The organism is Paraferrimonas sp. SM1919 (assembly GCF_010993985.1).
Classification (GTDB): Bacteria; Pseudomonadota; Gammaproteobacteria; order Enterobacterales; family Shewanellaceae; genus SM1919.
Genome location: NZ_WINH01000005.1, coordinates 161357 through 182299 on the forward strand (window position 1 = coordinate 161357; position 20943 = coordinate 182299).

General features: G+C 41.6%; 18 protein-coding genes. 6 read left to right on the plus strand and 12 right to left on the minus strand.

The annotated features are described in order from the left end of the window. Nucleotides 1-48: 48 nt before the first annotated feature. Both GFB48_RS04715 and GFB48_RS04720 read right to left on the minus strand, forming a co-directional pair. Nucleotides 49-1323, minus strand: a complete 1275-nt coding sequence (locus GFB48_RS04715; RefSeq protein ID WP_163931871.1) for a site-specific integrase — start codon at nt 1321-1323, stop codon at nt 49-51. Between the two features lie 8 nt (nt 1324-1331). After that, nucleotides 1332-1622 carry a hypothetical protein gene (locus tag GFB48_RS04720; RefSeq protein WP_163931874.1) on the minus strand — a complete coding sequence of 97 codons (291 nt, stop codon included), beginning with the start codon at nt 1620-1622 and terminating at the stop codon, nt 1332-1334. A gap of 153 nt (nt 1623-1775) precedes the next feature. Between GFB48_RS04720 and GFB48_RS04725 the strand changes: the two genes are divergently transcribed. The 4 genes from GFB48_RS04725 to GFB48_RS04740 all read left to right on the plus strand — a co-directional run bounded on the left by GFB48_RS04725 (nt 1776) and on the right by GFB48_RS04740 (nt 5939). Continuing rightward, complete coding sequence (locus tag GFB48_RS04725) at nt 1776-3458, plus strand: S16 family serine protease (protein ID WP_163931877.1); 1683 nt, start codon at nt 1776-1778, stop codon at nt 3456-3458. Nucleotides 3459-3525: 67 nt separating this feature from the next. Continuing rightward, nucleotides 3526-4041, plus strand: coding sequence for a bifunctional 3-hydroxydecanoyl-ACP dehydratase/trans-2-decenoyl-ACP isomerase (gene fabA, locus GFB48_RS04730; protein WP_163931880.1), 516 nt, complete (start codon nt 3526-3528; stop codon nt 4039-4041). Between the two features lie 162 nt (nt 4042-4203). Then, nucleotides 4204-5352, plus strand: a complete 1149-nt coding sequence (gene tsgA, locus GFB48_RS04735; RefSeq protein WP_163931883.1) for an MFS transporter TsgA — start codon at nt 4204-4206, stop codon at nt 5350-5352. Between the two features lie 101 nt (nt 5353-5453). Next, a complete protein-coding gene (locus GFB48_RS04740; RefSeq protein WP_163931885.1) occupies nt 5454-5939 on the plus strand; it encodes a GreA/GreB family elongation factor in 486 nt (161 codons plus the stop codon). On the opposite strand, the gene GFB48_RS04745 is transcribed toward GFB48_RS04740, so the two are convergent. The 5 genes from GFB48_RS04745 to GFB48_RS04765 all read right to left on the minus strand — a co-directional run bounded on the left by GFB48_RS04745 (nt 5911) and on the right by GFB48_RS04765 (nt 13392). Further along, entirely contained in the window at nt 5911-6243 is a 333-nt protein-coding gene (locus GFB48_RS04745; RefSeq protein ID WP_163931888.1) for a hypothetical protein, read from the minus strand. The two genes, GFB48_RS04740 and GFB48_RS04745, sit on opposite strands and share 29 nt — an antisense overlap. A 133-nt stretch (nt 6244-6376) precedes the next feature. Further along, nucleotides 6377-7033, minus strand: a complete 657-nt coding sequence (locus tag GFB48_RS04750; RefSeq protein ID WP_163931890.1) for a Bax inhibitor-1 family protein — start codon at nt 7031-7033, stop codon at nt 6377-6379. Between the two features lie 13 nt (nt 7034-7046). After that, complete coding sequence (locus GFB48_RS04755) at nt 7047-7247, minus strand: hypothetical protein (protein WP_163931893.1); 201 nt, start codon at nt 7245-7247, stop codon at nt 7047-7049. 92 nt (nt 7248-7339) lie between these two features. Then, the gene (locus GFB48_RS04760) at nt 7340-9190 is read right to left on the minus strand and encodes a TonB-dependent siderophore receptor (RefSeq protein WP_163931896.1); all 1851 of its coding nucleotides are present in this window, start codon (nt 9188-9190) and stop codon (nt 7340-7342) included. 5 nt (nt 9191-9195) lie between these two features. Continuing rightward, nucleotides 9196-13392, minus strand: coding sequence for a PVC-type heme-binding CxxCH protein (locus tag GFB48_RS04765; protein WP_163931899.1), 4197 nt, complete (start codon nt 13390-13392; stop codon nt 9196-9198). 161 nt (nt 13393-13553) lie between these two features. Between GFB48_RS04765 and GFB48_RS04770 the strand changes: the two genes are divergently transcribed. Together GFB48_RS04770 and GFB48_RS04775 are read left to right on the plus strand one after the other, a co-directional pair. Next, entirely contained in the window at nt 13554-13991 is a 438-nt protein-coding gene (locus GFB48_RS04770) for an SMI1/KNR4 family protein (protein ID WP_163931902.1), read from the plus strand. A 151-nt stretch (nt 13992-14142) separates the two neighbouring features. Further along, nucleotides 14143-16206, plus strand: a complete 2064-nt coding sequence (locus GFB48_RS04775) for a S9 family peptidase (protein WP_163931905.1) — start codon at nt 14143-14145, stop codon at nt 16204-16206. A gap of 40 nt (nt 16207-16246) precedes the next feature. Here GFB48_RS04775 and GFB48_RS04780 read toward each other — a convergent pair whose 3' ends face one another. The 5 genes from GFB48_RS04780 to GFB48_RS04800 all read right to left on the minus strand — a co-directional run bounded on the left by GFB48_RS04780 (nt 16247) and on the right by GFB48_RS04800 (nt 20894). Next, nucleotides 16247-17110: an alpha/beta fold hydrolase gene (locus GFB48_RS04780; protein ID WP_163931907.1), complete on the minus strand. Its 864-nt coding sequence runs from the start codon at nt 17108-17110 to the stop codon at nt 16247-16249. A gap of 15 nt (nt 17111-17125) precedes the next feature. After that, nucleotides 17126-17959: a class I SAM-dependent methyltransferase gene (locus GFB48_RS04785; protein WP_163931911.1), complete on the minus strand. Its 834-nt coding sequence runs from the start codon at nt 17957-17959 to the stop codon at nt 17126-17128. A 149-nt stretch (nt 17960-18108) separates the two neighbouring features. Continuing rightward, nucleotides 18109-18393 carry a hypothetical protein gene (locus GFB48_RS04790; protein ID WP_163931914.1) on the minus strand — a complete coding sequence of 95 codons (285 nt, stop codon included), beginning with the start codon at nt 18391-18393 and terminating at the stop codon, nt 18109-18111. Nucleotides 18394-18429: 36 nt separating this feature from the next. Continuing rightward, nucleotides 18430-19119 (minus strand): tRNA (adenosine(37)-N6)-threonylcarbamoyltransferase complex dimerization subunit type 1 TsaB, encoded by a 690-nt coding sequence (gene tsaB, locus GFB48_RS04795; RefSeq protein ID WP_163931917.1) that lies wholly within the window; start codon nt 19117-19119, stop codon nt 18430-18432. Beyond that, nucleotides 19116-20894, minus strand: coding sequence for an ATP-dependent DNA helicase (locus GFB48_RS04800; protein WP_205597681.1), 1779 nt, complete (start codon nt 20892-20894; stop codon nt 19116-19118). Before GFB48_RS04800 ends, tsaB begins: the two co-directional genes overlap by 4 nt. Between the last annotated feature and the right edge of the window lie 49 nt (nt 20895-20943).

Genomic DNA, 20943 nt, shown 5'->3' on the forward strand with positions numbered 1-20943 from the left:
TACGTCATCCACTCTAAAACCGCTTAAAGCCCCTAAGCCATGGCGCTGCTACAGCACATCAAACTGCTTGCGCTTAGCAGATTGCTGTCTTTCTTCAAAGCTGGTGTGCAAATATCCAGAAGTGGTGTCGATGGATTGATGACCTGCATCTGCCTGCACATGTGACAAAGGTCTGCCATAAATGTTGATGTCATGGGTAATTCCGGTATGACGGATATTATGACAGGTCAACGAACGAATATGCTCAGCATCATCGTTAAAACCATCAGCTTGAGCCAATAACGCCCCCTGTTCAAGTAAATAATGGATGTCTTCCCTAAGCTGACGAATACCCAAATTGGCATTTAATACGCCGACATCTCTACCTCGACCAGCAGCCCGATGCCTAACGAACAAAGGCGATTGTTCAAATGGCCCTGGCAGCGGTGCCATTGCTAAAGCAATTCGATATTCTTTTAATGCTTCAAGTAACTGATCAGAAACAGTGACGGCCCTAGCTTTGCCTCCCTTACTGGCTGGGATATTAAAACGCCAGCTGCCAGTCGTTTGATCGAGCTGAAATTGGCTCATCATAGGACTATAACCGGGGCGTGCCGCAACTTCAGATACTCTTAGGTAACATGCATACATGAGCTTTAATAAGAATAAACTGCGTTGATGCTTTTGTGGATTGCTGCGCGCCAATTCAGTGGTCGACTCTAATATGTACGACCATTGTAACGGGGTAAATGCCAATTGATTAATGTCTTCATTACTGAGTTGATACTTGCTAGAGTGAGCAAAACGAGAATGACATAACCACATTTGTGCTGGATTACGTTCGCAGTATTCCTCCGCTAATAAGTAACCATAAAATGCCGAAAGTATCGCAATTTTAGTTTTAAGGGCGTTATCACTAAGCTGATAAGGCAAGGCTTGATTATTGTCTTTTTTACCTCTAAATGGCTTCCACTTATTGTTTATGAAACGTTCACCAGAAGCTTTATCTTGCTTAAATTGAGCAACGTTATAATAATTGATTAACGCTTCAGGTGGCCTTTGACAAAAATCGATATATCGACCCATTGATTTTCGTGTTACCTCAGCAGGACTGATTTTCTCCACATAAAAACACCAAAGTAAAAACGTAGTAAGTTCACTTCGGTAAGCTTTGTAATTGTTCTCACTATGGCGTTGTTCATATAACCATTCACAGGCGAGTTCATAGCTCAGTCCTGCATCGCTAATACTGGTTACTGTAAGCTCTGTAATAGATTGATTTACTTGTGGATTACCTTGTAAAAGGTATTGAGGTGAATCAAATAAAGGGATAAAGAACTGCATTGGCACCTTTAAATATGTTGAGCCCTATTCCAATTAACCAAGATTTTTTTCCAAGTGATTTTTTCTTCCGCTTGCTTAGCATAAATCACCCTTAACTCAATTAATAACTGTTGTGGATCTTGCCCTAGGGAGTAAGCCATGAAAATCCCCAGCTTATCACTCAGGCGGCGGCGACCTTTTTTAATATCACAAAGGTAGGCTTTCGAGATTCCGAGATTTTCAGCTAAAGCTTTATCTGAAGTGATCTTATTACGCTGTTTATAACGTTCGAACAATTCCATTATGTGATGAACATCCATGACCATACCAACAGTTAACGTAAAAATTAAATAAATACTAACACGCCAAAACTTGATATCACATACTAATTTTAACTACTGTAATGCAAATTTAAGCGTATTAGCTAAGCCTATGTTAATATTGCTGCTAATTACTCTAAGCTGAATTTTCCTATGAGCGCGCAAACTTTAAATCCAACGCAACTGGCTCCCCAGTTTAACTTTATTACTCAAGAGTTAAACTCTGACCTACAAGATTTACTATTAAGCCAAGATCGGCTTTGTAGAACCTATTTACTTGCCAATAAACAGACTCAGCCTTTACAACATTTGTATGTCTACCAAGCTGGTGGCTCTAATTGGCGTCATATCATGCAGGCTCTCGATAAATTAGCTAAGCGCCCAGTGCAATATTTAGGGTGTGAACAAGGTCAATATCAGTGGCACCAGCAACCGCCTTCTGAGGTAATCACCACTCAACAAAGCCAACCTATCTATATCAGGAATCAGATCAGCATCAAGCAGTTATTTGGCTCTTTAGATAATGGATCCATGCAGCTAGGGCAATTGTTTAGCGCCAGTATGGTATGGATAAGCGCAGACTGTTTATTAAAACAGCGAGGTCTAGCACGAAAACTATTTAGTACTTTAGAACAGGGGTTTTACCAGTTAGGCCAACATAAGCTGCCCATTAGCAGTTTAGTCGGTATTGTCGGAAATTATGATGACTACGCTAATTTAAAGTACAGCTTTAGTGATTTTAACGACTGTTTTACCTTATTTGCTGAACAACAATTAGATGGTCATCAATTGAATCATAGTGACTATCAAAAATGGTTACAACAGGTGGCTAAGCTATACCATTGTCAGCTAGAACCATCCGCTTATGCGCCTTTAATGACCTATGCCAGTAAGTTGTCTGAACAACAAAATAAGCTTTCCCTACAAGATAAAGTAATTGGCCAGCTACTTGAGCAAGCAAAGCTTATAAGCCACAGCAATATCATCACTGGTGCTGCCATATCTCTGGCCCTTAAAGAAGCACAATATCGTGCAAACTCGCAACAGGATTTCTCACTGCAATCCTTCACTGAGAAATTTGTTCATTTAGCGACCACAGGGGAAATGGTCGGTCAAATTAATGCGTTAACGGTTATTGATTCTTTGGATCATAGTTTTGGTGAACCCGCTCGAGTCACCGCATCAGTTCACTACGGTGACGGTGAGGTCGCTGATATTGAGCGTAAAAGTGATCTTGCGGGAAATATTCATGCCAAGGGTATGATGATTTTAACCGCTTGCTTGTATCGTATTTTTGCGACAGATGCCCCACTACATCTCAGCGCTAACATTGTGTTTGAGCAAAGTTATCAAGAGATTGACGGTGACAGTGCTTCATTAGCAGAATATTGCGCGCTGATATCTGCAATTACTGAGCAGCCAATCAAGCAATCGTTAGCGATCACTGGTGCTATCGATCAATTCGGTAATGTGCAGGCAATTGGCGGTGTCAATGAGAAAATCGAAGGGTTTTATAATCTTTGTGCAGCCCGTGAGCTCGATGGCCATCAAGGTGTCATTATTCCTTCATCAAACATCTGTCAGCTTAATTTAGCCCAAGAAGTTATCGACGCAGTGACTTCAAATAAATTCACTATCTATGCCGTCGACCATATTGACCAAGCCGTGCCTTTGTTAATGTCATGTGAGGCTGGTAAAGCCGATAAAAACCAAATCTTTCATAAAGATAGTTTATATGGTCGAGTGCAAAATAGGTTAGCAGAGCTTGCCGGTCATTTAGATGAAGAGCCCTCTTTACTGGACAGACTAGTTGAAAAAGTTTTATTTTGGCGCTGATCGGACTTGTTTAGCTTACACCTGTTCGCTAATCTAGCCGCCGTCACTCAACAACTAGATTATAGAAATGACCAAAGCTAATAGTTTTAACAAGGAAGACCTGATCGCCAGTGGTAATGGCACTCTGTTTAACCCAAATTCAGCACGTCTACCAGTAGACAATATGCTGATGATGGATCGTGTTGTAAAAATCACCGATGAAGGTGGTAAATACGGTAAGGGTCAAATCATTGCAGAACTAGACATCAAAGAAGACCTTTGGTTTTTTGATTGTCACTTCATCGATGATCCAGTGATGCCTGGATGTTTAGGTCTAGATGCAATGTGGCAATTAGTCGGCTTCTTCCTAGCCTGGCAAGGTGCTGACGGCAAAGGCCGTGCCTTAGGTGTAGGTGAAGTGAAATTTACCGGCCAAGTATTACCTACTTCGAAGAAAGTAACCTACAAACTGGATTTGAAGCGTGTTATTAACCGTAAGCTGGTTATGGCACTTGCTGATGGTTCTGTAGAAGTTGATGGTCGTGAAATTTACACCGCTACAGATCTTAAAGTAGGCGTATTTACGGATACTTCTTCATTCTAAACTTAACTCAGTTTAAGTCATTAAGTCAGCCCTAGTGGCTGACTTTTTTATTGGCTTTAATTCTTAAATAATTGTCACTGACTTCACAGTTTTAACACCCTATTCGGATATCAAATTTCATTTGATATACCCTTGCCAGCAAATCCCCTTGTGCTATCAAACATGAAACACACTCTTACTTTGATCAGTCTTCTTATTAACCTACTTATGGCTGGTTTTACAACTCAGTTTGGTATGCTTATCGAGCCTTTGTCCCATGCTTTTAGTGCCCAACACACAGATATTGCGCCATTATTCTCAGTCATCACCGGTGGAGCCTTGGCTGGAACCATCTTTAGCTTTTTCTTTTTGGAGCGCATTGGACACAAACCAATGTTATTAGCAAACTGCTTGGTTATTGCCGTTTCCACGGTGGTGATGAGCTATACCGACTCGATTGCTGTTTTAGCCTCATCTTTAGCAGCCATTGGTTTTTTTGGAGGTGTGGGCTTATGTATTGCAGGGGCAACGGTTTCTCGTATTTGGCAAGGCCCAAAACAGCGCACTGTGTTGGTGTTACAAGATTTAACTTTCAACCTATCAGGGGTTATTTTTCCAATCATTACTACCTACGCACTGACCACTGGGTTAATTTGGAGCAGCAGTTACTTAGTGGTAGGTGCGGTAGCAGTCGCTACAGGCATTTTAACGCTATTAACTCCTTTTGAGCAGAATAAGCAACAGTTGTTAGCCGCTCAAAATGCCCCGATGTCACTTGGCGTAGCGGTTGCCGCTTGCTGTATGTTAGTAGGTCTAGGGGCTTTATATATCTTCTTAACTTGGGCGCCCATGTATCTTAATGACAAGTTTGCTATCGGTTTTGAACAAGCTGGTACCATTATTACTCAATATTGGTCTGCGGCATTATTTGGTGGATTTTTTGCTTCAATGATCATTTCTCGTTTTACTATCGCGAGCTATGTTATTGGTAATATGGCTATTACCGCAATTATTACAGCGTTGATAGTCAATAGTAACTCCTTAGAAATGATTCAATATCTCACTTTTGCTTTTGGCTTTATTTGCGCTGCTATTTATAATGCATTTATCGCTTACGGAATGAATTATGCCCCAGTGATCAGTTCCAAGTATGTTTCATTAATCATGATTTGTGGTTCCAGTGGTGCCATGCTAAGCCCATTAATCAGCAGTAAGCTTGTTGAGCCTTTAGGATTACCTGTGCTGATGCAGGCCATTCCTTACTTATTCGCTGCTGTGGTGTTAATTCTGTTAAGTCACCAAATCTATTTGCGTCAAAGTTCAGCTCGCTAGCGATTGGCAATAATAGTTGCTATGGTGGTTTGGATCTATAGCATTTAACAAATATATCGTTATTATCAACGGTGTGCCTGTTGACGATTTAATTACCACCTATGCAAATAAATAAAACAAAAATCATTGAATTATATATAGCCGATTTAACAAATAAGCTATCAGTGGCGATCAATGCGGCAGAGCAGGCTAAAGCAACAGCAACCCATAGTGACTCTGTTGCCCGCAGCAAATATGAAACTTTCGGATTAGAGGCATCATATCTGGCCCATGGTCAATCCGTTAGAGCCCAACAATTAATTGAACAGTTAGCACAAATTAAACAGCTTAACATTCGACAATATCCCCCTAACATGCCGATAGCCATTGGATCTTTAGTAGAGATTATTAACCAATCAAAACAAGTAAAGTTGATTTTTATTGCGGTGCAGGCAAGTGGACAGGTTAACTATGAGGGACAAACAATCACGTTAATCTCAAAAGCAACTCCCCTTGCCCAAGCGCTATTAGGTCAACAGCTTGGGGATGAGATTGTGGTTGCTGGCGTAAACGAAAAGATCAACTATCAGATACTTGCTTGTTACTAGATAAATCATGACCAACAGGATGGAGCTTGAGACTACCAAAAGTTAAACAGATTTTAGCCATTAGATTGGCAACATCTGCAGAATATTCATCCACTTCATGACGAGCAGCATAACTGCCACCTTGCTCAACCGCTAATAGTGCCCTGTGCAGTAACGCTAAATGGTAGGACGTTTCACTAATTAACTCAAAGGCATCGGGTGACCATTCAACCATATTGCCTTTATAGTGGTTGGCACCAATTTCGAACTTCATCATCGAACTGAACTGGTTAACTAATTGCTCTTCCTGAATGTATAGCTTCATGATGGCATTCCCTTAACGTTAGCTTGCTCAAACAAGTTTAGTATAGTTTCACCAAAAACACGAAAACTTCAGCGAATAAGGGGTGTCAAAGCCGTTATAAAAAAAGCCCTGCTGTAGCACAGGGCCATGTACTTCATCGTCTTGCCATAATTCTCAAGATACGTAAAAACAAGTTAATAATATCAATATATAAGGCTGCAGCACTATCGATGGCATTATCATAAGTTTTAGGGATCGCGTTAGCCCTTGCCCAATCATAACCAATATAGCCGCAGAAAATTAACGCTACAATCCAATCCAAGATGCCACTTTGGGTACCAAAGAAAAACATTTCTATGAGCTGCACGACAATAACGCATATTAAGGCGATAAATAAGCCCCCTGCGATTCGTTCGAAAAAGGCCGGATAAGCTGACCCTAAAAGCATCATCACAAATGTAACCATACCGGTAACTCGAACTGCCGCAAGCACAATTTCAGGATCAAACTGACTGACAACAATATTGATCACTAAACCAAAAGGCACCACTACAAAGTTATAGCCAATAAAACTGACGACTGGATTGTCGGATTTATTGAACAAGTAAATACCAAAAAAGCAGCTAATAAAATAAGCAATTATGAACGGCCAAAAACCGAACTCCAAAATGCTCTGCGTGGGTATATTAGCCACCATAAAGTAGTTAATGATAAATCCCCATAATAGCGTTAGCCCTATGACCAGGTTATAACTTGCGGCACTTATTATTTCGTCATTAGTATCTGTTCTAGAAAAAACATTGGTATCCATAAAATTTCCCTATTTAAGCTTGCTGTGTTTCTTCTGAAGGGTTTGAGCCTTGCTTGACTAACAGGTAACCTAACGCTATTTCAATATAAGCACTGAAACGCCATATAATTTCGGGAAGCTGAACGCCGAGATTACCCCACAGATCAAAATCAGCGTAGCTACCAAACAAATCTATTAAGCCAAATGCAATCAATAATATTCCTATAATTTTCATCTTAAGTTCCTTCTGTTGTGTAATATTTATACTGCACAAACCAAGGTAACACCGTGAAAAAATAAATTCAACTTATTGATATTAGTGTGCTTTTACCAGGAGAAAACGAATTTCACAAAAAATTGTCGACCCGCAGATGGGGTGCCTACTGCTTGATAATATTGCTCGTTTAAAATATTGCTGACACTGCCTATCAAGTCATAATTAGGTGCTAGTTGCCAACTTAATTGGGAGTTCAAAATTTGATAATTAGTTAGCTCAACCATCCCGGTTACCAGAGAGGATTGGTAAGATTTACCGACCCAGGCATAATCCATAGTTAAATCAAGGTTATCATTCACCGCATAGTCCAGATTTACGTTTAGCTTGTTATTTGGTCTCCCCCGTAGTGGCGTATCTGAGCCAGCCAAGTCAGTTTGATTATAGAAACCGTTGATAGCCAAGGTCAGGACATCTAATAGTGGCGCAGACGCACTCATTTCAATGCCTGATATTTTGATATTCGCTCGATTTACATGGGTAAAATTATGGGAATCAAAATCTATTAAATTCGTAAAGTCGCGAAAATAAGCGGTTGCATTAAGCGAAAGCTTTTTATCTATGTAGCTTAATGACAGGTTATGTGTTTTGGCATACTCAGGTTGTAAATTAGCATTGCCAGTCAAACCATGCCCTAAAGCGAAAAAGCTTGGCATTTTAAATCCTGAAGCACTGTTAATTTTAAGGCTAACTGAATCAGATAAATCAAAACCCCATTGAATTTGATAACTATTATGATTGAATGCTGCCACTCTATCTTGCCTTATACTGGCTGCAACATATGAATTAGCCCCGTCATACCGACTTTCAATAAAAGCACCAACTTGATCTCTATTTAAATTAAAATCAGTAGGGATCAACATCCCAAAATCAACATATCCCTGAGCGTTGGCATTTTCATTTTGGTAATCAAGCCCCGCACTCACGGCAAGTGCTTGCCAATTTAGTTGGTGGTTCATCATCCATCGGCTTCTGCTGAACTGATTATCAGTGCCATTTGCTGGCACTTGATTATAAGGGGCAATACCAGGAGAGTCATGTTGCTCATTAAGCTTGAGGTGCTCTGCTTTAAGTTGTAATTGATAATGGTCGGTTAAGGCCAAATCAGCATTCACTGCGTAACTCCAACGTGTTTGCTGTTTGACATCAAGCTTATCTGACAATGCCAACTCTGGACCACCTGAATCCTCAGGATAGGCATTGCCCTGACTGTCCTGATAATTAACGCTGGCAGTGATTAATTTGGCGGCTGACCAATAATGGTGATATTTGGCGTGGACCGACCGCTGTTGTTGACTAAAGCCGGCAACCGCCTCACCACTGTGGGAATTACTGAAATTCAAGCCAAAGTGATGATTTTTGTTACCCGTATTAAGCTTCAACCCTTGTGAGTGATAATCAGAACTGCCAAGGTTAACCATCACACTACTATCATGCTGTGGACCCGCCTGAGTAATGATATTAATAATCCCAGCCATTGAACCAGAACCATAAATCGCAGAGGAAGCCCCCTTGATGATTTCAATCCTATCGATGTTATTTAAATTAATACTATTTAAATCTACCGCTCCACCTTGGGTATTGGTTGGATCATTAAGTTGAACACCATCAAGCATGATACTGGTGTAATTTGGCTCAGCCCCCTGCAAATAAAGATTACTGGTGCCACCAGCACTACCCTGCAAAGCGATATGAACCCCATTGAACTGGTTAAGCAATTCAACTAAAGAACGACTGTTACTGGCTTTAATTTGCTGATAACTGATTATTTCAACAATATCCTTAGCACTGGCAGAGGCATAAGGTAAATTAGAGCCGGTAATGGTTATACGTTCAACATCATCTGTGGCCATAGTCTGGCCACTAGCAGCCAATAAGGCAGCATAAAGGTACTTCATGTTCATTATTATTACTTTTCCATTGGGTGTTGCTTTAGCAACAATTCTTCCGTGTAAAATGTTTGCTGTTGAGCCGTTTTAGCTCGAACCTTTTGGACTTGTTCAGGGCTAATAGATGATCCTTTATTACCCCAGCTGTTGCGAATATAAGTTAATACTGCGGCCAACTCGTTATCTTTAAGTAAACCGCCAAATCCCATCATTGGTGGAATGCCCTTTTCAGGAGAATATGTTACGCCTTTAACGGTAATGGGGCCTTGTAAACCGTGTAATGCAATTTTGATTAGCCGCTCTTGGCTTTGTAATACCCATTCACTTCCCTGCAAAGGAGGATAGATCCCTGTAAGCCCTTTGCCATCCTCTTGGTGACAAGTGCCACAATGGGCTTCCCGTTGATAGACCTCTTTGCCAAGTTCATATTGGGCTTGGAGCTTGGGATCACTAAAGCGACTAACAGCGAGTTCATCTTGCTGCTTAACGGCAACATTCCTATTGAGTAATTGCGTTAACAATGGCAATTGTTGCGGCGTTAAACGTCCTTGTTCAACGGCCAGTTTGATTTCGCTTCCCAAGGTTTCCATGGCGCTATTGAGTGGCTTGGCGAGCCATTTATCAATAGGCTGCTTTGCCACTTCAACTAAGATATTGGCGCCCGCTTGACCGCCAAGCCAAGTTGCGGCTGCTAGCGCCTCTAGGCGAACGCGGCCATGACTATCTTCAGCGGCTAATAGCAGCCATTTGCTTGGGTTATCTATCAGATGCAAACTATGACGCAACACACGAACTGTTGCAGCCCTCACCTGATGGGACTTGGCAGTGAGTAAGCGTGCGATTAGATCGTTGGATAATTGCTGCTGTCCCCACTGAACCCATAGGGCATTTAACAAATACAGTTCATTTTCAAGATGTGATTGTTGCCATTTCGATACCGCAGCAATCACCTCCTGCCTTGGTCTGGACCTCAATTCCCGCAAAGTTCTCACCTTGAGATTTAGCTGCTGAGATTTAAGGTTCTCTAATAATTGTGCAACCGTTTGCTCAGTCACATCAATAATGGCTAATAACGGTTTGTGATCATAAGTGACCCTATATACCCTGCCATACTGACTAGAACGATTTGGATCTCTGGCTGAATGTTGCATATGGCCGATTAAGGCATTATGCCAATCAATAAAATACAAACTGCCGTCTGGGGCAACTTCTAAATCCACGGGTCTAAAGTTAGGATCATTAGTTTGAATAAGATCTTGACGATGCTTACCTGAAATACCTGTGCCATTCTCATAGCTTTGAAACTGTTTGATCCCTAAAAAGCCAATCACATTGGCATACAAATAATCCCCTTGCACCTCATCAGGAAAATGTGCCGAGTAGAGAAACTCTGATCCAGAGGTAGGTCGTACTCGATGTTCCCAATTAAACATTTCAATTTTAGGATTAGATTGACCATGGTTCAGTTTTAGAGACAGGGGCAATAACCAATGTTGACGCCCACCAGAAGCATCATTCAAAAACGTTTGCCCATATTGATCTATGGCCAGTCCCCAAGGATTGGCGTAGCCCGACTGCGAAACCCGCTCTAAGGCCCAACGATTAGGGTCAAAACGCCAAACGCCACCATTTACCATACGTTGTGGACCATAAGGGGTTTCAATCTGGCTATGGATAAAGGTTCCTTCTAGCATAAATAAGCCCCCAGCTGCATCATGATTAAATGCAGAGATGGAATGATGGCTATCATGCTGATCAAAACCACTGATCAGATACTCTTTATGGTCACTGATCCCGTCACCGTCTTTATCTTGTAACAACACTAGATAGCCAGCTTCCGCCAAATACACACCTTCTGGCGCAAAACTGAATCCAATCGGTAAATGCAAGTTATCAGCAAATACCGTTTGCTTATCTGCACGACCATCGTTGTCGGTATCTTCTAAAATAAGCAATTTATCATTTGGCTTGGCATCACCTGGCTTGTAGTGGGGATAACTTGGTGAAACCGCAACCCAAAGTCGGCCTTGATTATCAAACGACATTTGCACTGGATTTTCCAGCAATGGAAACTGGGCTTCTGAAGCAAACAAATTTACAGAATAACCCTCAGGTAACTGAAAATGCTCAACGGCTTTGTCCGCGTTGGTATATTCAATCTTTTTAGTAAAATTAGTCTCTATTGGCGTGAGTTCTAAGGTAGTACTGTCATCCACAACCAAGTCCGTTGTCAGTTGTTGAGCGATTTGCCAAATTTTTTGATCCCGCAGTTCAGTCATTTGCCTGATCTTTTGGATCTCTTCTGGGTAGTTTTTGTCCCCAAAAGGCTGCCAACGTCGACCATAAGAATGAACACCGTTTAATGGAATAAAGTCGCTGCGCCAAAACCAATTCTTATCAACGACTACTTTTCTTAAATGATTATTAATATCCTGCTTAGCTGCTTGTTCACCAAATAGTGTTGACATTAAAATCGGTGCCAAAGTCTTATAACCTTGCTCATTTAAGTGCACCCCGTTGATGGTTAAGTTTGGCTGAGCTTCAAATGCCGCTAACATTGGCTGATAAATATCGATAAAACCAACATCATACTGGTTAGCCACTTCTTTAATAACCTCAGCATAAGCCTTTAGCAGACGGTTCCTGTCATCATGGTTTGGCAGTAGCAAATCTAATTTGGGTTGGCTGGGTATTGGTGTTGCCAGCACCAATTTTGGCGCGTGCTTGAGGTTATAAGTACGAGTTAAGGTGTGTTCAACAAAGGCGGATAGCTCTTGCTTAAAATTATGTATCCCTTGCATTCCGGCAAAGGACTCATTAAATCCATAAAAAGCAACTATGGTGTCAGCCTTAGCGAGTGTCAGCCATTCATCTGCACTGGGAAAATGCCCTTGCCCCTTATGTACTTTAAAATTAGGATGAAATTTTTCTGCACCTGGGAATGCCCAAGGATTAGCATTTGATGCATCCGGCCTTAAACCGGGGGTAAACGCAGAGCGCCCCATATTACGAAAAGTGATTTGCTTATCATTGAAATAACCATGTAATAACGATTCAAAATAACCATATAAGTCCATGCGCTCGGCTAAGGCGTTACCCAGAAACACTATCCGCTCACCTTGTTTTGGTGTTAATGGCAACTTGGTTTGTAAATGCTCATTAGTGATTTGTTGGGGTTGTGGGTAGCTTGGCCTGGTGCTTTGTGGTTGCGGCGGTAACAAGGATTTTGGTCCCGTAAGCGGAGAATTACCAAAGCTATAATCAGCGACATTAAAATTTTTCTTTTTAAAGTAACCTTCTTTTCTTATGAAACCATATGCACTAGGGCTAAAGGCATCAACCAGCTCAACATTGGCCTTGGCAGGTACATCCATATCAAGTAGGTGATAGCTGGCATTAACAATCAGTCGACGTAGATTCGCGTCATTAAAGTCCATCGCCGCCCCCATCGTAGTCGTAAAGGATTGACCTTTCTCTGCATTAGCTAGCTGATATTGCCTCAACCAAGCTAAAGGTTGCAGTTGCTTGCCTTCAACGGGTTTAGAATCTGGATCTAAAGAATCGGTAACCACACCATGTAATAAAATATCGGCATTTTCTGAGTTAACCGTTTTGATGCCATAAACATCACTAGCAGCAAAAATCGTATCCACCCCATTTAATATTGGGTGGCCTTGCTTTGCTGAATTAATTTTAGAGCGAGCCCCTTCAATTTTATGTTTACCATAGTGGCCAGCCCAACCACTACCAAACACCTCCGCGCCAAAATTTTTCCAATCGATATCGAATTGCTTGCCCAATTTTTTATGAAAGGCATGAGTAGAGGTACGCAGCCCAATAATGGCTTTGCCTTGCTTTACATAATTGGCGATATACTTGAGTTGCTCGGGGGGAAGCTCTCTAAATCTTAATGCCATGATCACCAAGTCAGCCTGCTCGAGTTTTTCTAAGCCAGGGATGTTCTTTTGATAGTTAGGATCGACATAACCGTCTGGATGTATCGAAAACAAGCTGTGGGTAGTGAATCCATGATGTCGATTAAGGATCTTAGTCAACATTGGACAGGTTTCTTCCGAGCGGTATTCTTCATCTCCTGAAATACACACTATGGTTTTGTTGTTACTACCAGGGAAGGTTAAAACTTGATCGTCAGCAAAAGAGGGAAAGGTAAATAGTAGTGCCAGACTAATACCACTTATCATTAATCTAAAGTACATCTTAATCCATTAAAATATCGATTTTTTTTCAGAATAATAAAGTTATGCTTTAGCGCAAGTAATATCGTTGCAGCTTAAAAAAATTTATTAAAAAATTCCAAATAAGCACATTTTCATCATCTAAGGTAATATAGCCCTTTAACACTTCATTTTTTAAAATTATGCAAGCAATTGACTCTTTTATTCAAAACCGGGCATTTGAACGCCCTCTGTCTCCATGTCCACAGCAAGATATTGATCAGCTTTGTGCTGATTTAGCCATGCAACTGCCGCCTCATTATCTGTATTTGATCAGCGAATATGGATTGTTACGAAGTGCAAATGTGATGAACTCTACCATCAGCTTAAGCTCAACTATTAATAGCGCTATCGATTTTTTATCTTTAACAGATGTTGCTCAGTTAACCCTGTTATATCGTCAATTAGGATTACCGCAAACACTGTTTGTTTTTGCCTCTGATGATCATGGCCAATTGTACTGCCTCAATGGTGAAGGCAAAGAGGTTGATGACACGGTATTTCTATTTAATAGTCATGATTTTAGTTGCACTGCAACGGAGCAACCATTTTGTCAATGGTTAAACAAAACTTTAACCTAAGCCAACAAAAGCCCTATTGACCCACAAACCTGTAAACAGAATGTTAAAATGGCGATTTAGTTATTCAGCTTTGGTTAAGAAATTGCAATAAAGGTTCATCTACTTATAATGGCTGAAGAAACGGAAAGACTAATAATAAAATGGAGTCCCCATGTCTTTATCATTACGCCCTCTCAGTGCTTTGGCGGTTGCAACAGGCCTACTGAGTTCGGTTGTTGTTGCCTCTGAAAAACAAAATGTCATCAGTGCAGAAGAAATTGTCGCCCTCAAGCAAGTTTCCAGCGCTCAAGTTAGCCCTGATGGCGATCACGTAGCCTTCACTCGTAGCGTGCCCCGCACCATTTACAAAGATAAAAATGGTGTCAGCTACAATGAGCTTCATATTGTCGATACTAAAGGCAACGAGCGTGCTTACATAACCGGAAATGTAAATGTTGCTGCAATCCAGTGGTCCGCAGATGGCCAAAACTTATACTTCCTCGCCAAAATGGGGGATGACAAATTTAATGCCCTCTACCAAATACCGTTTAATGGAGGAGAAGCTCAAAAGTTACTCAGCCTAAAAGACACTAATATCGCCAAATACACGCTAACTGCCGATAACAAGCAGGTTGCTTTAATTGCTAAACCCGCAAAAGACAAATCTGACAAAACATTAGCGGAACTTGGCTTTATGGCTGAAGTTTATGAAGAGGGTTTAACCAATCAGCAACTATATGTTGTTGATCTAAAGAAAGTAAATGAACCTTTGAGCCCAAAAGCTTGGGATATAGAAGGCTTTGTTTCTGATGTAAATTTTGGCCCTAAAGGTAAAAACATCCTGATTAAAACCCAGCCGACCGCTTTGATTGATGACAACTTAATGAATTCAAAGTGGCATTTGGTCGATGCTAACAGTCAGAAGCTTAAACATACATATGCCACAGAAGGCAAAGTAACGACAGCTGAATTTAGCTATAACGGTGAATATGTTGCGATTATAGGCGCTGAAGATAAACATGATCCCGCAACTGGTCGGTTATATCTGGGCACCACCAAAAGCGGTAAGATCAAACCTTGGATCCCTAACGATTGGCAAGGCCATATCTCTGATATCGAATGGGCAAATGATGGTAATCAATTATACCTAGTTGCCAACCAAGGGACGGTTTCAGAAATTGCCGTTATCGAACCCAGTCAAAGCGATTACCAAGTTGTGGTAAAAGCTGGTGAGTTTATTGCGGCTAACCTATCAATTTCGGATTCAGATAAAACAATCATTGCCACAGGCAATACCGCTAAACACCCAAATGAAGTTTTCATGATTCGCGGCTCAAAGCATAGCAAATTGACAACCTCTAACGATTGGCTAGCAAATAAAGCCTTCGCCAAGCAACAAACCATTGCAATTAAAGCTCGAGATGGTGTTGAGATCGACGGTATTTTGATATACCCATTAAATTATAAGAAAGGTCAACGCTATCCATTAATCATGACGGTTCATGGTGGTCCAGAATCCCACGATAAAGACGGATGGTTAACCGCCTACTCTAAGGCTGGGCAAATTGCTGCTGCCAATGGCTATGCGGTTTTCTACCCGAACTACCGTGGCTCTACTGGTAAAGGTGTTGCCTACTCTAAATTAGGTCAAGGAGATTACGCTGGTGCAGAGTTCGACGATTTAGTGGACTTCAAACAACACTTAGTCGCAATTGGCCTGGTCGACAGTAACAAAGTCGGTATCACTGGAGGGTCTTACGGTGGCTACGCTTCTGCATGGGGAGCCACTAAGCTGACTGAACACTTTGCCGCTGCGGTCATGTTTGTTGGCATTTCAAACCAGCTATCAAAATACGGGACGACTGATATTTCCAATGAAATGAATTTAGTTCACGCTCGTTCTTTCCCTTGGGAAAAATGGCTATGGTACCTTGAGCGCAGCCCTATTTACTGGGTTAAACAATCTAAAACTCCGCTACTTATCATGCATGGCAAAGCAGATCCTCGAGTTCACCCAGCCCAATCGATGGAAATGTATCGTTATATGAAAACCCAAGGTAAAAAAGTTCGTTTAGTTTACTATCCGGGTGAAGGTCATGGTAACCGTAAAGCGGCCGCTCAATATGACTACCATTTACGCTTGATGCGTTGGATGGATTACTATCTAAAACAAGATGGTAAAGAAATGCCGGCATTCGAGCTTGACCATAAGCAAAAACTTGAAGCCAGCAAATAAGCAGTTAACCACTCTAATCGCCCCCAATGGGGCGATTTTTTTAACCTAAGAATCCCTTAATAACATCTGCACACTGTTGCGGATGTGACATATGGCAATGATGTCCTCCGGCAATAGTTACTTGGGTTAGATCGGTAAATTTTGACTTATATTGAACATATTGCATTTTGACTTCTTGATAGCCACTAGCGCCTACGATCAAACAAACAGGACTATTAACTGAGCTGTTTAAAGATTGTTGTTGTTCGTAACTCATTCGAGTGACAGAGTCCAACCTCAGTTTATTGTCAGAGCGCCAGATATATCCTTTATCTGTCTTGATCATATTACGGCGTAACAGTATCTCGCATAATGCTTCTGGCAAGTCACTCTTGTCACTTCTTAACTTAACCAAAGGTGCTAATTCATAGGTTTTATGGGGATCACGCTGTAATTGTTTAAGCTGCTGCCTAAAGCTACGCTTTAAACGGGCGGACGCTTGTTCTGGTTTCTCCCATATCGGTTCGATGGCTTCAATCAACACCATGGGGATATCAAGGGGGTAATTTGCTGCATAACAACGACTGATCAAGCCCCCTAATGAGTGGGCGACAATGGCAACAGCTTTACCCTGATACTCTTGCATTAAGCAGTGCAAATCGAAGATATAATCTATCCAATGGTAACCATAACTGCCATCCCTATGACCACAATGGCCATGACCCGGCCACTCTACCACCAGCAATTGATACTCATCTAAATGCTGAGCTAAAGGCACAAAACTCATGGCGTTATCTAACCAGCCATGAAGACAAATTAACAGCGGCTTATCGGTATCCGCATCATAATGTATGGCAGATAGCGTACGGTGTGCTAGAGGTAACTCGCGCTCAATATAAGCGCGAGGAAATTCATTTAAAATCATTTAGTTAATGCTTTATTACTTAACGAATTTCAAAGTCATACGGTCTGATTCACCGATGGCTAGGTACGTTTCTTTATCCGTATCCCCTAGTGCTAAGCGTGGTGGTAAGGTCCACACACCCTTAGGGTGGTCTTTGGTGTCCTTAGGGTTGGCATTAATTTCAGATTTGGCCGCTAAACGAAAACCATGGCTAATGGCTAAGTCGATAAACGCTTGCTCTTGCATATAACCTGAAGAGTAATCTTCACCCTCTGGGCCACGGTGCTCTACCACGCCAAATACACCGCCAGGTTTAAGGGCTGCATAACTGGCTTTTAATACCGACTCTAATTGTCCTCGTTTGGCCCAATTATGCAGGTTACGGAAAGTCAACACCGCATCAACTGTGCCATCTGCAGCCAGCTTAGTTTTCGCTGGTGGGTTTAACACAGTAACGGTCACGTCACCCACTTGGGCTTGATTATCCGTTAACCATGCTTGGTATTTAAGGCCCGATTTTTTGTAAAACTGGCTCGCGCGGGTATCTTCGCTTGGGTTGGTTTCAAAGCCTGCGGCAATCAGTTTGCCATTGTCTTTTAAATAAGGCGCTAGAATTTCAGAATACCAGCCACCACCTGGCCATAACTCAACCACGGTATCGGTAGGTTTTACATCAAAAAATTCGAGTGTTTGGTAAGGATGTCGAAAAGCATCACGGGCCTTGTTTTTATCTTGGCGTAATTCACCATTAACTGCGGCTAGGAGCTCGCTTTGGGCTTGAAATGCCGGGGCGGTGACTTCTTGTTTGGCGCCTGAACAGGCACTAAGGGCGAGGCTAATAGCGACCGCAATTGGGGCTGCAAGTTTCATAACAGTTCCTTGTATTGTTGTTATTTAGTAGGGCTAGGATACCAATTCGCTTCAGAAAGTGCTTGGCATTAAGCTTTACGAAAATGAGATCTACTTTAACAACAAGTTAACTGTTTTTTCTAGCAGTTTTTCAATAGAGGGGATTTATCTTAGACGTAAATTTCAAAGCCAATCATGGCTTTAATACGCTCACGCTCTTGGTAGTTTTTGGTGGCCAAATATTCTTCTATGGCATGTTCTCCTTGAAAAGAGACTCCCTCATGGGCCATAAAGGATTCAATTTGGGCAACCTGTTGCTCATTTAAGGCACGTACCGGCATTAACTCAGGTTCGGACTTTGTCGTCTCTGCCTGAGTTTTTGCTTTTTTATCAGGCTTAAACAGCCTGACGCCATTACCATTGGGTACGTATAACGTGCCTTTAATCGGTTGCATTAAACTTCCTTGCTTTTAATTCGTTTATTCGCGTCTTTATTCTCGGCCAGGAAGCTTCTTCCAAGTCACAGTATTGCGTAGATAAATCGGCTCTACGTTATCCACATCGGTTAAAGCCCCCGCAGTGATAAGGCGCTGTGCATCAGGGATCATATATTTAGCCTTGGGCAAACGACCATGTTCTGAACGCTTAAGGTCGGCAAATAAAGACTCGTAGGCCTCAAAGCCGGTACCTACTGCAATAATATCGCCCTCTGGTAAGGTAATCGCCTGCATCAGTTGCTCTGGGGAAATCACTTGTTCGTCAATCACCAGTTCAACTTGGTCGTTTTTTTTCTGGTATAAAGCAAAGTATACCTCACCCATACGGGCATCGATGGCCGTTGCCACATAATCACAATCATGATGTTCAAAGGCCTCGGTTGCCATTGCCGCTAAGGTAGATACTGGCGCTAAAGGTTTATCGGCACCAAGGGCTAAACCTTGAACCATTGACGTACAAATGCGAATGCCAGTGAAACTGCCAGGGCCGCGACCAAAAGCCAACACATCGACATCTTTTATTTTTAATGATTGAGTTTTTAATATCTCATCAACCATTGGTAGTAAACGTTGTGAGTGCTCCCTAGGAGCGTCAAATTCTTGATGGTAAATCTCGCCATTATGGCTCAAGGCAACTGAGCACAATTCGGTACAGGTATCAACGGCAAGTATAGTTTTATTCATCTGATCTCACTTAAAAATGCTTGTGCTTGCTCTTGGGTTTCGAGCAAATTAAATGGCGGTAAATTATTTAAAATGGTTTGACCATAGTCGTTACTGGTTAACCTTGGGTCTGCTAACACTAACAGGCCAACATCTTTTTCACTTCTAATTAAGCGCCCCACCCCTTGACGTAATGTTAACACGGCTTGAGGAAGATAGTAGTTTACAAACGGATCGCTTGGTTGATTATTCTGCAGTTTTAACCACTGGGCACTGATACTGTAGGGCGATTGGAAAGGAATTTTATCTATTACCAAGGTTGTTAATGATTGTCCTTTAATATCGATACCTTCCCAAAAGCTGCGAGTGGCCACTAAAACGGCATTACCTAACAATCTAAACTTGCTCACTAATTGGGCATTATCAAATTGACCTTGAACTAATACCGGCCATTGACTCGCTTGGACTAAGCGTTGAGCGATATCCTCTACTGCTGCCTTGGAAGTACATAACACCATAGTGCGACCACGCGAAGCATTGCTCAGTTGTATCACCAATTGACTAAGCTGCTCATGATAATCCCTATTGCTATCAAATTGTGGCAGCAACATTTGACTCTTGCGATAATCAAAGATACTAGCGTAACGTTTAAAACGGGCCTGACTTAGGCCGAGTGTCTGCACCAAAGAGTTAGCATTATTGTTTACCGACAAAGTGGCGGATAACAACACTTTGGCCTCAGGTAAGTTTTGCCAAAATTGTTGCCAGCGCTTAGGCAAATCATCCTTAAGGTGGTGCAAATACCAGGTGGACCCAAGATTTGATAGCATCAACATATGTCGTTGATCTTGGATAAGGCTATCAAACTGTTTCAACCAATGTTTAAAATCAAAATATAAGCTGGTTAACAAAGGTTGTTGTTCAATTTTGATGCCAGTTAACAGTTTATTGATCTGATTACGCCATAAACCAAAGTCCTGCCATGCTAACAAATGTTGCCTTGCAGAGAGATCAGAGTGGTAGCCATGTAGATATTGCTGTAATTGCTCATGTAACTGCTGTGCCCAATCAATTAAATTGACAGCCTCATCGTCTACATAAACGCTTTCTTGTAATGCCAAGCGTAATTGTCTGCTCAATACCCATAAACCATTTAATGCAAATTTATCTGATAAATACTGCAAACCCAGCTCAGGTAAACGATGAGCTTCATCAATGATAACGCCATAGCGATTCGCTAACCACAATTCTTGCTGAGCATGATGGCTCAATAACAAGTGATGGTTGACGATTAAAATATTGCTTGTTTCAGCTTTTGCTTTTGCTTTGAAATAAAAACAATTGTCCCGTTTAGGGCATTGTTCACCTAAACAGGTTGCGGCGCGAGCGGTAATAGAATGCTTAAGTCGAGGTTGCAAACTGCCATAGGGGTATTCATCTAAATCACCATTAGTGGTGGAAGTCTGCCAATGGTGTACTTTTAATAATTGCTCTTTTGTCGTTGGGTATAATGACTCTATTTGATGCAGCGTTTCTTCAAAAAACTGTTTACATAAATAGTTTTGCCAACCTTTAAAGACAGCAACCGATACCTTGTTATTTTGGGTTTGTAAAGCAATCGGTACATCTTTGGTTAACAACTGTTGTTGTAAATTTTTGGTGGCCGTAGAAATGATGATATTTTTTTTATTTTCTAAAGCGGCAATCAAATATGCTAAGGATTTACCTAATCCCGTGGGTGCTTCAATTAAATGAGTTTGCTGATGAACTAACGCGTTAAAGCAACGATAACTCAACTGCGCCTGGCCACGCCGAGCACGATAGCCCAAAACCAGCTTGCTTAAT

Coding starts and splice junctions, on each gene's coding strand:
- fabA (WP_163931880.1), top strand. CDS start 3,526: ATGACCAAAGCTAATAGTTTTAACAAGGAAGACCTGATCGCCAGTGGT.
- GFB48_RS04770 (WP_163931902.1), top strand. CDS start 13,554: ATGCAAGCAATTGACTCTTTTATTCAAAACCGGGCATTTGAACGCCCT.
- GFB48_RS04775 (WP_163931905.1), top strand. CDS start 14,143: ATGTCTTTATCATTACGCCCTCTCAGTGCTTTGGCGGTTGCAACAGGC.
- tsaB (WP_163931917.1), bottom strand. CDS start 19,119: ATGAATAAAACTATACTTGCCGTTGATACCTGTACCGAATTGTGCTCA.
- GFB48_RS04785 (WP_163931911.1), bottom strand. CDS start 17,959: ATGAAACTTGCAGCCCCAATTGCGGTCGCTATTAGCCTCGCCCTTAGT.
- GFB48_RS04790 (WP_163931914.1), bottom strand. CDS start 18,393: ATGCAACCGATTAAAGGCACGTTATACGTACCCAATGGTAATGGCGTC.
- GFB48_RS04755 (WP_163931893.1), bottom strand. CDS start 7,247: ATGAAAATTATAGGAATATTATTGATTGCATTTGGCTTAATAGATTTG.
- GFB48_RS04750 (WP_163931890.1), bottom strand. CDS start 7,033: ATGGATACCAATGTTTTTTCTAGAACAGATACTAATGACGAAATAATA.
- GFB48_RS04765 (WP_163931899.1), bottom strand. CDS start 13,392: ATGTACTTTAGATTAATGATAAGTGGTATTAGTCTGGCACTACTATTT.
- GFB48_RS04745 (WP_163931888.1), bottom strand. CDS start 6,243: ATGAAGCTATACATTCAGGAAGAGCAATTAGTTAACCAGTTCAGTTCG.
- GFB48_RS04780 (WP_163931907.1), bottom strand. CDS start 17,110: ATGATTTTAAATGAATTTCCTCGCGCTTATATTGAGCGCGAGTTACCT.
- GFB48_RS04715 (WP_163931871.1), bottom strand. CDS start 1,323: ATGCAGTTCTTTATCCCTTTATTTGATTCACCTCAATACCTTTTACAA.
- GFB48_RS04725 (WP_163931877.1), top strand. CDS start 1,776: ATGAGCGCGCAAACTTTAAATCCAACGCAACTGGCTCCCCAGTTTAAC.
- GFB48_RS04760 (WP_163931896.1), bottom strand. CDS start 9,190: ATGAACATGAAGTACCTTTATGCTGCCTTATTGGCTGCTAGTGGCCAG.
- GFB48_RS04740 (WP_163931885.1), top strand. CDS start 5,454: ATGCAAATAAATAAAACAAAAATCATTGAATTATATATAGCCGATTTA.
- GFB48_RS04720 (WP_163931874.1), bottom strand. CDS start 1,622: ATGGATGTTCATCACATAATGGAATTGTTCGAACGTTATAAACAGCGT.
- tsgA (WP_163931883.1), top strand. CDS start 4,204: ATGAAACACACTCTTACTTTGATCAGTCTTCTTATTAACCTACTTATG.